Genomic DNA, 14517 nt, shown 5'->3' on the forward strand with positions numbered 1-14517 from the left:
AAAAACGAACAAAATCAAATCGTTGAAAAGAGGGGTAATTCTCTGCCTATTGCCACATTTTGTAAATTAAAACGTGATCAAACTCGCACTTATTTATAACCCATTTTATTTACAGTCCATTCCACAAACACAAGGTGGCATAAGCTCGATACGGTTGCCACGCCTCAGCTTGTTGCAACACCACTTTGCGTGAGGGATAGTCACCTTCTACAGCCAATGCTTTTAATACCCCTAAGTCTTTATCAGGGAAGCTATCTTGAATACCTAAACCGCGCATGGCGAGATAATTTGCCGTCCATGGCCCTACTCCTTTTAATGCGGTCCATTGTTGTAAATAATCTTCAAATACTTGGTCTTTATTCAGGCTAATCAACTGACCTTGCAGTGCTTGGATCACGGTAATTAAAGTGCCAATGCGGGTCTTAGTTAATCCTAAACCTTCAAATGATAAATCGATCACATCGGTAAGTTGTGGGAAGAAACAATCTAACTCACGAGGAAAGCTCGCCGGCGTTTGTAAATCTGCAGCATGCGCCACTCTGCCGGCCAACGTGGTGGCCGCTTTAACAGAGACTTGTTGACCTAAAATAGCGCGAACGCAAAATTCAAATGAATCAAACGCTTTTGGCATTCTTGGTACATGCCCATTCACAAAGCCTCGCTGTAGCACTTGATCATGTTTTAACTTAGATTCGATTTCGCTCATATCGGTATCCAGATCAAACATAAATCGAATCCGCTTTAATACCGGCTCAACCGCTGCGGGATGATTGCAAACAATAGTCACTTCTAACTGATTGGATTTGGTTAAATACGCGACTTGAATACGACCAGTATGCATTTGACGGCTGTTATTATCGCCGCTGTTATCGATGACGTTATTGGAACTATTGTCGCAACCGCTATCGGTGGTATCGGTATCATGATGAGTGCTACTGTCAGCAACAAATCGAAAGCTGCGCGCATAAACATTATCAACCACCGACTCCACCCCAACAATCATTCTTGGCTGGATAAACGACAACATAAAAGCGTAATCAAAATCGCTTGGGCAATCCAATGTTTGGGTATGAGTGTGAGGTGAAGTAAATGAACAAATAGGGATATTAGTCATAGAATAGCCTTTTTAATTGAGTGGCTATCCTACTTGATAACTAAGTTTCTGGCACTTAAATTAAAAAAACATAGTTTTTAATTGTTGAATTCTATTGATACACATCAAGTTACATAATATAAAACACTGTAGCATTGCGGTGTTCACAGTTCATTATCAACATGGGATACATAAATGATAAAAAACTCAATTTCAATACTAATTACTACTTTAGCTTTTTCTGGATTTACTTTCGCTAATGAGAATGGCGCATATATAGGTGGAAGTTTATCTTTAAAATCTAACTTCACTGACAGTGGATTGTCTGAAGATTATCAAGTATCTAATAATAGTTCTGGTGGTATTGAATATAACAACGATTCAAGCTCTGCGGTTGATGATGTTACAGGTATAGGGTTTAGTCTCTATGCTGGTTATTATGTTAACCGTGTATATGGTATTGAACTAGGATACACCCAATACGGTGATTTGAAAAACAACCGTGGCGAAAAAACTTTATCTCCTGCTTCATTTTCAATATCTAATAATTTAGGTTGGACTTTCAGTAACGGATTACGCCCATTTGTTTTAATTGGTCTCAGTGCTTTCCAATTACATGAATCTTCTGATTCTGTTTATGATGAAATCAGTGGCGGTGGTGTAGGAATACACTATGGAGCGGGGTTAGAATATCAACCAACATTTATTCCTCACCTAACAGCACGTTTATTTTATCAAGCGGATTTGTCTTTTGTCGAAGTGGAAACTATTGGTGGCTATACTGATTATAGCGATGCATACACTTTAAATACTTCAGCTATAATGCTTGGAATGGCTTATAAATTTTAACTTTTAACTTTTAACTTTTAACTTGGATATACAATGAAAAAAATTAAATTTGCAATAATGTTAATATCATTATTAATTGTAGGTTGTGCTTCTAATCCAATGGACGTGACAACAGAGTCAAAGGTTCAGGAAGCAGCACCCAATGAAGCACAAATCGTTTTTATGAGAGATTCTCTTTTAGGCGCAGCAATTAGTTCTTCATTATTTGATATAACAAACCCTAATAATGACCCTGTTTTTGTTGGAATACTAAACAATAATACCAAAGTTATATACAAAACTGAACCAGGTCCTCATCTATTCATGGTAATTGGAGAGTCAGCTGATTTCATGAGTGCTAATATAATTAAAGGAAAAACATATTATAGTCTCGTCACCCCTAGAATGGGCATTTGGAAAGCTAGGTTTTCTTTATGGCCAATAAAGCCAAATGTAGATGCTGATTACTCATACTCAGATAAGAAAAATTTCAATCAATGGAACAATACTCATATTGCATTAATAACTGACAAGGCGTTATCTTGGTATAATAACAACAAAGATAATATTATTGAAAAACGAAATGATTACATAACAGATTGGAATGAATATTCTGCAGATAGTAAAGCTAAAAGAACATTAGATAAAAATGATTATTATCAAGATCTTTAACTGATTAAAATAAAACACCCTATAACGAACAATCCCAAGAGATCTATCGTTATAGGGCGTTTCAAATTAACAGAAAAATCAAGCTTGTTTCTGCGTTAACATCCCTTCAGTAATAATGAAATCAATGATGAAATCTAAGCCAATACTTTCTTTTAAATTGGTGAAGATATACGGTTTGTTTGGACGCATACGTTTCGTGTCAGACTCCATCACTTCAAGCGATGCCCCGACATACGGCGCGAGATCGATCTTGTTGATCACCAATAAATCTGAGCGAGTAATTCCTGGGCCGCCTTTACGTGGGATCTTCTCGCCTTCGGCTACATCAATCACATAGATAGTGAGATCGGCAAGTTCGGGGCTGAAAGTCGCACTCAAGTTATCGCCACCGCTTTCTACAAACACCACATCCAAATTTTTATGACGCTTTGCCAGTTCTTCGACTGCGGCTAAGTTCATCGACGCATCTTCACGGATCGCCGTATGTGGGCAACCACCCGTTTCGACCCCAATAATACGGTCGGCATCTAAGGCTTCGGCGCGAGTTAAGATTTTGGCATCTTCTTGAGTGTAAATATCATTAGTAACCACCGCGATGTTTAAGCGATCACGAATTGCTTTACATAATACTTCCAATAATGCCGTTTTTCCCGATCCAACCGGACCACCAATACCTATGCGTAATGGTTGTTTGTAGGTTTCTTGTGATGACATTCTCTCTTCCTTGTTTGATAGCATCTTATTTGAAATTGCAAATACGACGAAAAATCATGAGCGAAATAATCTTGTATATTGCCGTTCATGGCAACTGCTTGCGATGGCAACCGAGGGCGTAAAACTGCCAATATCGTCATCTTGGATTTGATTGGCCCGCTCGATCGCTTGCGGCAACCAATTGGCTAACTCAATCAAAGATTTTTGCCCTGCGGTTTGACCCAGTGGCACCAGTTTTACTCCTGCCATGACCATGTTTTCCGCCCAACTCCATAAATAACCTTGTTGCAAGTTATGTAATGAAATACCCCATTGTTTGGCGGCAACACAAAAACCTAACAATTGATTTTGGGTCGCAGCATTGGGGTTATCTTGTGGCTGCCAACGGGATTTGATCGGAATATCCAATTGCTTTAGTAGCGTGAATAACGCCTTGCCTCGTTGCAATTCTTCTGCCCGTAATTCACGAGTTTCACGGCATGAATACAAATAATCACTCCAATATTGAATACTGGCTTCATCGTCTTGTTCTAATGCTTGGTAGAACTTGGCGACAATCGGTAATTCCAACGTAGTGAGGCTGTTATTAAGCATCATTTCAAGCCATTGCATCATTTGCGGTTGATTGCTGACCCAGCCTTTTTCAACTGCCCATTCTAAGCCTTGTGAGTAGGTAAACCCACCAATCGGCAAAGAAGGGCTGATCAGTTGAAACAAGCGAAAGCATGCGACATCATTCATCGCGCCGTGATTAACTGATTCCATAGGCATGTGTAATTAAGACGCTATCATTAATGCCACACCAGATGCAGCAATACCGCCACTAAGCCACTTGTTGGCCAAGGCAGAATGGGCAATAAAGTGAGATAAACGTTCGCCCGCAAAGATGATCGCCGCCGCCGAGATCAACATCCCTGCGCCAAAACCGGTTAAGCTTCCGGTTGCTTCAACGCCATGCGCAAAACCGTGGAAAAAGACCAAGCCAATTGACGCAGTGACTAAGAATTTAGTGATCGACTCACGACTGGTAAAGGCATTCCAAATGCCAAGCGCAACCACAAAAATAGAAGCCGCAATCATTAATTCAACACCACTTACCGCGCCAACCACACTACCGACCAGCAAACCAATCGCTAAACTCACTAAAGCGGCAGCACCCAAACTTAATTTAAGTTTTGAGGATGAATACTGCGCCGCTGATTTTGTTGCCGCAATACAACTGATCAAAATCCCCAGACCAAACAGCATCACCAAATGATCAAGCCCAGTAAGAGGATGCAGTATACCTTCAACCAAAGCGTTGTGATGGGTATGACCTGGATGAGCAAAAGCCGCTGGAGCAATAAATAAAGCAGAGAGTGTGAGTAAGCGAAATTTCATAATTAACGTCCTTTTAAAAATTAGAATTGTTTTAGATTTTATTGATTAATTGCAATGGCTTGTCGAATAAACCGACAACCTCAAGTAACACAAATATTTAGTGATGATGTTGGTGCTGATCATCATGCTCGCCGTGACTGTGTCCACCAGATCGGCCACCATAAGCCCCATCTTCAGGCTCAAAGGGGGCTTGTTCGACCGTAACCTCGGCATGCAACCCCATCACCATATCGTCTAATACGTGATCGTGTTGATAACGAACCCAACCTTGCGCAATTTGCAATGGAACATGGCGGTTTCCTAAATGGTAAGTCATGCGGTTTAATAACAATGCATCTTGACAATAGATCGTTGAAACCGTTTCTAGTGCGGCTTTAATTTCAATGTACAAGCCGCATTGGCTTTTCACGATTTGTCCACCACGTATAATATTCCCGCGAGGTAAAAACAAGCCGGCATCACGTCCATCATCCAATACCACTTTTAAGCGGCTTTTAATTCTGCTGTTAATTGGCAGACTTAATGTGCCATCAATTTTCTGGGGTGTTTCAGTTAAGATCTGCGTTAGTTCGATCATATTCTGTCCATTAATATTTTATTTATCTTATAGATTAAAAATGAAGAATGTTATTATTCGTCATCTCGTACATGAGCCTAAGCGAAGAAGATACGAGATCTCGCTCTTAATCATCAACGCCATTAAAGTCTAGGATCCGGACAACTCGTCCCTTCTTTCCACCATAACAACTGATTTAGAAAAGAAAATATCGCTGCGCCATCGGCAATGCTTCTGCCGGTTCACAAGTGAGTAATTCACCATCGGCATGCACTTGATACGTTTGTGAATCGACTTCAATTTTTGGCTGCCAATCGTTAAGCTTCATATCCGCTTTAGAAATATTGCGACAGTTTTTAGCTACACCAATCAAACTGCCTAAACCAAGTTGCCCAGAAATATCGTTTTCTTGCGCGGCTTTAGAAACAAAAAGCATAGAGGTATGTTTAGAAGCTTGACCATAACTGCCAAACATTGGGCGGTAATGCACAGGTTGTGGGGTTGGGATCGAGGCATTAGGATCGCCCATTGGCGCCATTGCAATCATGCCACCTTTAATAATGGCACTAGGTTTGACCCCAAAAAATTCCGGTTTCCATAACACTAAATCAGCTAGTTTACCGGTTTCAATCGAGCCCACTTCATGGCTAATACCATGCGTGATCGCCGGATTTATCGTATATTTGGCTACATATCGACGCAAACGGAAGTTATCACTGGGTGTTTGATGTCCAAATTTTTCTTCTTGTGCATCGAAGTCCGTTTGATCCTCTTTAAGTGAACCACGTTGCACTTTCATTTTGTGCGCCGTCTGCCATGTTCTTAATACTACTTCACCCACTCGGCCCATGGCTTGAGAATCGGAAGAGATCATCGAAAATGCACCCAAGTCATGCAAAATATCTTCGGCTGCGATGGTTTCACGACGAATTCGCGATTCCGCAAACGCCACATCTTCGGCAATAGAGGGGGATAAATGATGACACACCATCAACATATCTAAATGTTCATCGACAGTATTGACGGTGTAAGGACGAGTCGGATTGGTAGAAGATGGCAGAATATTAGATTCACCACAGGCTTTGATAATATCAGGAGCATGACCGCCACCTGCGCCTTCGGTGTGATAAGTATGAATAACCCGATCGCCAATGGCCGCCAATGTCGATTCAACAAAACCAGACTCATTTAATGTGTCGGTATGGATCGCGACTTGTACATCCGTGAGATCGGCCACGGTTAAGCAATTATCAATCGAAGCAGGAGTGGTGCCCCAGTCTTCATGTAATTTTAAGCCTATCACGCCCGCTTCAACTTGTTCGATTAATGGCTCAGGTAAACTGGCATTGCCCTTACCCAGTAAACCGAAGTTCATTGGGAATTCATCTAACGCCTCAAGCATACGGTGAATGTTCCACGGCCCTGGCGTACAAGTAGTGGCATTGGTTCCGGTTGCAGGCCCTGTTCCGCCGCCAATCATAGTAGTAATACCAGAGGCTAATGCTTCTTCAATTTGTTGAGGACAAATATAGTGAATGTGAGAATCAATCCCACCTGCGGTGACAATAGAACCTTCGGCGGCAATAATCTCGGTGCCAGGACCAATCACAATATCCACATTAGGTTGCACATCAGGATTTCCCGCTTTACCTATGCCGCAGATACGTCCATCTTTAATGCCAATATCCGCTTTTACCACGCCCCAATGATCAAGGATCACGGCATTGGTGATCACTAAATCTGGCGTAAATTCAGAGACTAATTGGCTTTGTCCTTGCCCATCACGAATCACTTTTCCACCGCCAAATTTCACTTCGTCGCCATAGACAGTGAAATCTTTTTCAACTTCAAGCCATAATTCAGTATCGGCTAAGCGAAGTCGATCACCAGTCGTTGGGCCAAACATCTCGGCATAAGCTCTTTTTGAAATTGTTGCCATCGTAATAAATCCTTTTAACGAATCTTTTATTTTTATATCTCACCAATCTGAAGATTATCAAACAGTGCAAAATCCCGCATAACTCGTCCCTTCCTTCCGAATTGACGCAGTCTATTTTTCACTTAATGGCTCACTATCCCGTCATTCCCTACAGGAGCCTAAGCGAAGAAGATAAGAAATCTCGGTTTTAAACCATTGAATCCACAGGTCCCATCACTCGGCCTTTAAATCCATAGACTTCACGCTTACCGGCATATTCAACCAACTCAACCGTTCTTGATTGTCCCGGTTCAAAACGTGTGGCAGTCCCGGCTGGAATATTCAGGCGAAAACCTTTTGCTGTCTCTCGGTCGAAATTTAACGCATCATTCACTTCAAAAAAATGATAATGGGATCCCACTTGAATAGGGCGATCGCCTAAATTTTCAACTTTGATTTGAATCGTTTCTCGCCCAACATTCAGCTCAATTTCGCCTTTTCCAGACACAAGTTGACCAGGAATAAAAGCATTAGGATTGGCATTATTGGTTTTCATAGCGATTCCTTAAACGATGGGATCATGGACAGTGACAAGCTTAGTTCCATCAGGAAACGTCGCTTCTACCTGCACATCTGGGATCATCGACGGAATACCTTCCATCACATCATCAACGGTTAAAATAGTGCGACCAAAATTCATCAGTTCGGCAACGGTTTTACCTTCACGGGCCCCTTCTAAAATGGCGCTACTGAGTAAGGCAACTGATTCGGGATAGTTGAGTTTTAAACCTTTATCTTTACGTTGTTGTGCCAACATGCCAGCACAAAAAATCAATAATTTGTCTTTTTCTCTTGGCGTGAGTTCCATATTACGTCCTTCGAATGTCCATTTACGTCGCCCAAATCCTTGGTGGTTCAGGTACATAATCAAACCATTGCAGTCTAAATTGTTGCCAAATTAAGGTGAACGCTTCTAGCATCGGCTCGGTCCACTTTCCTAACGCTCGCACCACAATTAATTGATTAATTTGAGTTGCACCAATCACTAATTCATCATTAGTTGTAAGGTCATAAAGCAAGTCTTGTACCATATTGATATCATTATCATTGGTTACCGTAATGAAAAAGCTACCCATCATAGGAAAGCCTTGTAATCCACTGTTTAATATCGACTTATCTCCTCCGGTCAATTGCACGTTTTCGGTGAGAATCGGTTTATTGTCGACAAAAACTTGCGTCTTACCCCATACTTTTCCTGCTTCAAAGCACTCATTTAGTGCAGGCCGGCCAAAACAGTGCAACTCCCAACCCATAAATAGTGCGCCGGATTCTAAGTGAATATCGGTATCAACTCGCACTTGTCCAGTAGGGAAAAAGATGTTTTCTTGTGGTAGCCATTCTAAGCAACTGCCAGATTTGGCGGTTAAGATTTGTTTTTGACGGGCAATTTTACCTTGTGAACGATAAAATTTTGTCGCCCCGGGAGTGGTCACTAAAGCATGTGCGCCATTATGTGTTGTGGCTTGGATCAGCAGTTCATCACCGCCAACCACGCCACCAGGAGGATGTAAAAGATAGGTATGGCAAACATCACCTTCTGGATATAACGGGCGCTGAATAGCCAATGGGCCAAGCTGGGTTTTGTGCCCTACCACGGTTTTATCGCCACGATCGGTAAAGCCTAAAACTAACTCTGCTTTCCAACCATCACTACTCAACTGGTCTGATTGAGACGTTCGTACATGAGAAATGGGCACTTGAGAAACAGGCGCTTGTGGAATACATGATAGCGACATGAATAACGACTCCTTTTGTTATCATGTCAAAGCTTTGCAATTCTCATGCCTAAATGAGGTGAAGTTAAATTCAATCAATCCTTTGATAATAAAAACTCTCGTGCTTAATTCCCTCTTGCGACAATTTTATCCAACATTTTAGCGGATAAAATACGACGCAAATAACCGAAGATATAGCTCGGCTTGGTAACATAATATCTCGCTTTAGGACGCTGACTCGCTAAAATTTTCTGCAATGGCTTTAATACCGCTTCAGGTCCTAAGGTAAAGCCCGTCGGAGCCTCCGCGCTGGCTAAACGAGCCACCGTTTTTTGATAACCTTGATGATGACGTGACCCTTCAACATCAATATTAGTTTGCACCGCTTGTAACGAATTCGCCCTAAATTGACTCACTATCGGACCGGGTTCAATTAAACTCACTGCAATATTGGTATCCATTAACTCTAAGCGAAGTGCATCGCTGTAACCTTCCAAAGCAAATTTACTGGCAACATAAGCGCCACGATATTTCATGGCTACCAATCCCAATACCGAGCTATTTTGTACAATTTTGCCATGCCCCTGCTTTAACATGACTGGGATCACCGCCCGCGTCAGTTCATGCAAGCCAAATAAGTTGGTTTCAAATTGCGCCCGCAAGGCATCGGTTGGCAAGTCTTCTACCGCCCCGCCTTGTCCGTAACCGGCATTATTAAACAACACATCGAGCCTGCCACCGGTGAGCTGCAATGTTTGCGTTAATCCCGCCTGAACAGATTCGACATCGGTCACATCAAGTTGCACACACTCGAGCCCTAACGCTTTAAGTTCGTTAACATCTTGTTGTTTGCGGCAACTGGCGATCACAAGAAAACCCGCTTGATGTAGTTGCTCGGCGCAATAGCGACCAATACCGGTGCTGCAACCTGTAATGAGAATGGACGTTTTTGTCACGGATTAAGATTCCTTTTATCAAATAGACTCAATTGACACTAAGCTTGATTACGTCGAAACCATATCCCCTAGTGAGGATAAAGACGCCAATATCGCGATAGGGGATAAAACCTTGCTTATCCCACCTAGGGGATATAGAATGAATTAATCTCATTAGAATCTCTAGCAAAAAACTATAGTCAAAATGTTTGTTTCTCACATCATAGGGTGACGTCATGATCTATAATCCAAAACAATTAGCCAACCAGTTAAAACTGATCAGAACCCAACGAGATCTTACTCAGAGTGAACTGGCTAAAAAAGTAGGTATCAAGCAATCAACGCTATCGAGTTTTGAAACTCACCCTGAAACTACCCAACTCCAAACAGTATTTAAGATCATTCAAGCGTTAGAAGTCGACTTTGAACTTCATAAGAAACAGCTATCTACAGTAGCAGTTACCGATGAGGAATGGTAATGGCATCCTTAATCGCTTATATGAATGGAGAACGGGTTGGTGAATTGATTAAACTCACTAATGGTGCTCATCAATTTCAATATGATAAAACTTGGATTGAGAGTTCATTAGGCCGGCCATTATCCTTATCTCTTCCACTGCAATACCCAAAAATAACTACCGACAGCGTGATCAATTACTTTGATAATTTGTTGCCGGATTTACCAGAGATCCGCGCTCGAATTGTCGCTCGCTACCAAGCAAAGTCATTACAAACCTTTGATCTATTAAAAGAAGTCGGCAAAGACAGTGTTGGTGCAATATCCTTATTAACCAATAATGAAACTCCGCACCCCAAACAACTTAATTATGAAGTACTCAGCCAAACAAGATTAAAGCAAGTATTAAGCGCCTATCAATCCAACATCCCACTAGGCATGTTAGAAGATCAAGCGGATTTTCGAATTTCAGTGGCAGGTGCACAAGAAAAAACGGCACTGTTAAAAATAAACGATCAATGGTGTATCCCCCAAGCGGCGACACCCACCACGCATATCATTAAATTACCAATTGGAAAAATACAGCAACCCAATGCGGTACTCGATATGACAGATAGCGTGGAAAATGAATATCTGTGCTTACAACTGGCTCAAGCTCTCGGATTCCAAGTACCCACAGTTGAAATCCTTCAAGTTGAGAATATAAAAGCCCTTGCAGTAGAACGATTTGATCGTCGTTGGTCTAAAGATAAAACATGGTTATTAAGACTTCCTCAAGAAGATATGTGTCAAGCATTCGGCCTACCTTCAGCCATAAAGTATGAATCGGATGGTGGTCCTGGGATCACAGCCATCATGCAATTATTAATGGGCTCTAGCCACTCTCTACAAGATCGCGACACCTTTATGCGCTTCCAAGTTTTCCAATGGATCATAGGAGCAACCGATGGCCATGCGAAAAATTTCTCAATATTCATCAACACCAAAGGGACTTATCACTTAACTCCATTTTACGACATATTATCGGCCTACCCAGTACTTAATGGAGCAGGGCTAAACATTCGCGCATTAAAATTGGCGATGGGACTTAAAGCGACCAAAGGTAAAAAATATCCATTAAATAAAATTTACCCTCGTCATTTTTTAGATACTGCAAAAGAGGTTGGCTTTGATCCACACCGCATGCAGGCTATTTTAGATGAAATGATGACAGCATACCCAAAAGCCATAGAGCATGTCGTACAAGCATTACCGCAAGGATTTCCACAACATATTACCGATGCAATCGTTGTAAATTCATTAAAAATGCTCGAAAAACTCAATTTAAGAAATATTAAATAAAACTAAATGCAAGAATAAAGCAACAGCCCTCCCAAATTGAAGCTAGTTGGTCTGCTTAAACCGTCAAATGCTCTTTTATCAGTTGTTCATTTAAATCGCCCATTTCTCCCTTGGCGACGGCTTTTCCTCGGTCGAGTAGACAAAAGTTATGACCAACTCGACGGGCGAATGGGAGCTTTTGTTCCACTAGCAATACCGTTAAGCCATGTTTGTCATTGAGCATACGAATAATGTCGCCAATTTCTTGAACTATATTAGGCTGAATCCCTTCGGTTGGTTCATCTAAGATCAATAGATCGGGTTCGACAACCAAAGCTCTGCCGATGGCGAGTTGTTGTTGTTGACCACCAGATAAATCTCCGCCTCGACGATGGAGCATCTCTTTTAACACAGGGAAGATCTCGAAGATAAATTCAGGGATTTTACGATCACCACGCTTACGGATAGGCAAACCAATTTCGAGATTTTCTTGTACAGTGAGCATCGGGAAAATTTGACGACCTTGTGGAACATAACCAATGCCGATGTGTGGACGTTTCTCGGTCGATTGCTTCACTATGCTGTTGCCATTAAAAATGATGTCACCACTCTTAATTGGGTTTAACCCCATAATGCATTGCAGTAAGGTGGTTTTCCCGACCCCATTACGCCCCATTAATACGGTGCATTTTCCTTTTTCGATGTCTACATCGAGATCCCAGAGGATGTGGCTTTCGCCGTAAAATTGGTTTACGCCTTGTACTTGCAACATTCCTATTCTCCTAAGTAGACTTTTTTCACTTCCGGATGCGCTTGGATCTGATCCATATTCCCTTCCGCTAATACATGCCCTTGGTGCAGTACCGTAACTTGGTCGGCAATAGAACGTACAAACTCCATATCATGCTCCACCACCACCACCGAATGTTTCCCCGATAGCGATTTAAGCAGTTCAGCAGTACGATCCATTTCTTGGTGAGTCATACCAGCAACCGGCTCATCCACCAGCAATAGCTTAGGTTTTTGCATTAATAACATGCCAATTTCTAACCATTGCTTTTGACCATGAGATAAGGCACCCGCTAATAAGTTTCGGCAGTTTTCTAAACCAATAAGCGATAACACGCCATCAATTTCATCACTTTGCTCACCATTTAATTTAGCGCGAAAAGTCGACCACGCTGTGCGCGCACCTGTCATTGCAAGTTCCAAATTATTCCATACGGTCAGGCTTTCAAAAACAGTGGGCTTTTGGAATTTTCGTCCAATACCCGCGTTGGCAATTTGCGCTTCATTCATGGTCAGTAAATTGGTTTTCGAACCTAACCATACCTGGCCTTGATCGGGGCGAGTTTTACCTGTGATGATGTCCATCATAGTGGTTTTCCCTGCGCCATTTGGGCCGATGATACAACGCAGTTCGCCTTCTTTGATGTACATATTCAAATCATTAATCGCTTTAAATCCATCAAAAGACACCGACACGCCTTCCATATACAGCATGATATTATGACGAGTGTCGATCATTGGGTGTTCAACGGGTTTTAAAAAATCAAACACTTGATCTCGACGAGTAAAATTACCAAACCCTTCACCAACACGCTTTAACGGGCTAGATACCGATCCTAATGCGCTCATGATGCCACCTCGCTATTCTCTGTTTTAGCTTGTTGTTTTGGTTCTGAATTGGATGTCGATTTATTGGCCCAACGTTCCGACAATGCGCCCATTACCCCTTTAGGTAGACACATAGTAGAAAGCACGAAAATGCCGCCTAATGCGAATAACCATATTTCGGGAAATTCCACTGTGAACCAACTCTTAGCGTAGTTGATCAACAATGCACCGACGATAGCACCAAATAAGGTTGCTCGACCGCCTAACGCTACCCACACCACGATCTCGATTGAGTTAATCGGAGCAAATTGCGCGGCGCTAGTACTGCCGGCTTGGGTGACATACAACGCCCCTGCAATGCCAGCAAGCACCGCCGATAGCACGAATATCCACAATTTAATGCTGTCAACATCGTAACCGGTAAAACGTGTACGTAATTCAGCATCTCGGATCGCCATAGAGACTCGACCTAAGCGGCTTGAAATGACTAAACGACAAATCATATAACCGATGATCAACGCGCCAATCGTCACCACTAGTAAACCGACTTTTGTACCATCTTGTTGCAAGCTAAAACCAACAACATCTTTAAAGCCAGTTAAGCCACTGCTACTGCCAAATCCCATTTCATTACGAGAGAAAGCCAGCATCAATGCGTAAGTAAGTGCTTGCGTCATGATGGATAAATACACGCCCGACACACGGGAACGAAAAGCTAAAAAGCCGAACACGAAAGCCAATACACCAGGTACTAACATCACCATAATGGCGGCATAACCAAAGTGATCGAAACCATGCCAAAACCAAGGCAATTCTTGCCAGTTTAATGACACCATAAAATCGGGTAATATTGGGTTGCCATACACACCGCGCTCGCCAATTTCGCGCGTTAAATACATTCCCATCGCATAGCCACCAAGCGCAAAAAATGCCCCATGCCCTAAGCTCAAAATGCCGAGATAACCCCAGATCAAATCTACCGCTAATGCCACTAAGGCATACGAAAGATATTTCCCCATTTGAGTCACGGTAAATGAGCTGATATGAAAGAGGTTTCCTTCTGGTACCACTAAATTCAGAAAGGGCACTACGATTGCTAATGCGAGCAAGAATATAATCGTGATCTTGCCGCCTTTATCAGACGCAATAAACGAACGGCGAGCAGTAAACGTTGAAGCGCCATTGGTCGCTAAATGATCGACAGAGGGTTGAGTTGTTGTGTTTGTCAATGAGATATTACTAGTCATAAATC

17 protein-coding genes are annotated in these 14517 nt (G+C 42.1%); 4 read left to right on the forward strand and 13 right to left on the reverse strand.

Features of this window, described 5'->3' with window-relative positions; all coding sequences use genetic code 11:
* Nucleotides 1–109: 109 nt before the first annotated feature.
* Complete coding sequence (locus GFB47_RS15910; RefSeq protein WP_153448944.1) at nt 110–1114, reverse strand: DNA-3-methyladenine glycosylase 2; 1005 nt, start codon at nt 1112–1114, stop codon at nt 110–112.
* Between the two features lie 174 nt (nt 1115–1288).
* Between GFB47_RS15910 and GFB47_RS15915 the strand changes: the two genes are divergently transcribed.
* Entirely contained in the window at nt 1289–1942 is a 654-nt protein-coding gene (locus tag GFB47_RS15915) for an outer membrane beta-barrel protein (protein WP_153448945.1), read from the forward strand.
* A 33-nt stretch (nt 1943–1975) separates the two neighbouring features.
* On the forward strand, nt 1976–2593 hold the full coding sequence (locus GFB47_RS15920; protein WP_153448946.1) for a putative periplasmic lipoprotein: 618 nt from the start codon (nt 1976–1978) through the stop codon (nt 2591–2593).
* Between the two features lie 78 nt (nt 2594–2671).
* Here GFB47_RS15920 and ureG read toward each other — a convergent pair whose 3' ends face one another.
* From ureG to GFB47_RS15965, 9 genes are all read right to left on the reverse strand, one after another.
* Complete coding sequence (ureG, locus tag GFB47_RS15925; protein ID WP_153448947.1) at nt 2672–3307, reverse strand: urease accessory protein UreG; 636 nt, start codon at nt 3305–3307, stop codon at nt 2672–2674.
* Between the two features lie 54 nt (nt 3308–3361).
* A complete protein-coding gene (locus tag GFB47_RS15930) occupies nt 3362–4072 on the reverse strand; it encodes an urease accessory protein UreF (protein ID WP_153449045.1) in 711 nt (236 codons plus the stop codon).
* 12 nt (nt 4073–4084) lie between these two features.
* Entirely contained in the window at nt 4085–4687 is a 603-nt protein-coding gene (locus tag GFB47_RS15935; protein ID WP_153448948.1) for a HupE/UreJ family protein, read from the reverse strand.
* Between the two features lie 97 nt (nt 4688–4784).
* Nucleotides 4785–5264: an urease accessory protein UreE gene (gene ureE / locus GFB47_RS15940; protein ID WP_153448949.1), complete on the reverse strand. Its 480-nt coding sequence runs from the start codon at nt 5262–5264 to the stop codon at nt 4785–4787.
* Nucleotides 5265–5439: 175 nt separating this feature from the next.
* The gene (gene ureC, locus GFB47_RS15945; protein WP_153448950.1) at nt 5440–7182 is read right to left on the reverse strand and encodes an urease subunit alpha; all 1743 of its coding nucleotides are present in this window, start codon (nt 7180–7182) and stop codon (nt 5440–5442) included.
* A gap of 187 nt (nt 7183–7369) precedes the next feature.
* The gene (locus tag GFB47_RS15950; RefSeq protein WP_153448951.1) at nt 7370–7717 is read right to left on the reverse strand and encodes an urease subunit beta; all 348 of its coding nucleotides are present in this window, start codon (nt 7715–7717) and stop codon (nt 7370–7372) included.
* A 9-nt stretch (nt 7718–7726) separates the two neighbouring features.
* On the reverse strand, nt 7727–8029 hold the full coding sequence (gene ureA / locus GFB47_RS15955; protein ID WP_153449046.1) for an urease subunit gamma: 303 nt from the start codon (nt 8027–8029) through the stop codon (nt 7727–7729).
* Between the two features lie 22 nt (nt 8030–8051).
* Complete coding sequence (locus GFB47_RS15960) at nt 8052–8957, reverse strand: urease accessory protein UreD (protein WP_153448952.1); 906 nt, start codon at nt 8955–8957, stop codon at nt 8052–8054.
* A 104-nt stretch (nt 8958–9061) separates the two neighbouring features.
* Nucleotides 9062–9892 carry an SDR family oxidoreductase gene (locus tag GFB47_RS15965; protein ID WP_153448953.1) on the reverse strand — a complete coding sequence of 277 codons (831 nt, stop codon included), beginning with the start codon at nt 9890–9892 and terminating at the stop codon, nt 9062–9064.
* 215 nt (nt 9893–10107) lie between these two features.
* Here GFB47_RS15965 and hipB point away from each other — a divergent pair, with 215 nt between their 5' ends.
* Complete coding sequence (gene hipB / locus GFB47_RS15970; RefSeq protein ID WP_153448954.1) at nt 10108–10350, forward strand: type II toxin-antitoxin system antitoxin HipB; 243 nt, start codon at nt 10108–10110, stop codon at nt 10348–10350.
* Complete coding sequence (locus GFB47_RS15975) at nt 10350–11669, forward strand: type II toxin-antitoxin system HipA family toxin (RefSeq protein WP_153448955.1); 1320 nt, start codon at nt 10350–10352, stop codon at nt 11667–11669. Before hipB ends, GFB47_RS15975 begins: the two co-directional genes overlap by 1 nt.
* 55 nt (nt 11670–11724) lie before the next feature.
* On the opposite strand, the gene urtE is transcribed toward GFB47_RS15975, so the two are convergent.
* Genes urtE through urtC form a run of 3 tightly spaced genes read right to left on the reverse strand, consistent with a single transcriptional unit; the run spans nt 11725 to nt 14512 of the window.
* The gene (gene urtE, locus GFB47_RS15980) at nt 11725–12420 is read right to left on the reverse strand and encodes an urea ABC transporter ATP-binding subunit UrtE (RefSeq protein ID WP_153448956.1); all 696 of its coding nucleotides are present in this window, start codon (nt 12418–12420) and stop codon (nt 11725–11727) included.
* 2 nt (nt 12421–12422) lie between these two features.
* Complete coding sequence (gene urtD, locus GFB47_RS15985) at nt 12423–13286, reverse strand: urea ABC transporter ATP-binding protein UrtD (protein WP_153448957.1); 864 nt, start codon at nt 13284–13286, stop codon at nt 12423–12425.
* A complete protein-coding gene (urtC, locus tag GFB47_RS15990) occupies nt 13283–14512 on the reverse strand; it encodes an urea ABC transporter permease subunit UrtC (protein WP_153448958.1) in 1230 nt (409 codons plus the stop codon). Before urtC ends, urtD begins: the two co-directional genes overlap by 4 nt.
* Nucleotides 14513–14517 lie beyond the last annotated feature (5 nt).

This window comes from Vibrio algicola (genome assembly GCF_009601765.2).
GTDB classification, from domain to species: Bacteria; Pseudomonadota; Gammaproteobacteria; order Enterobacterales; family Vibrionaceae; genus Vibrio; species Vibrio algicola.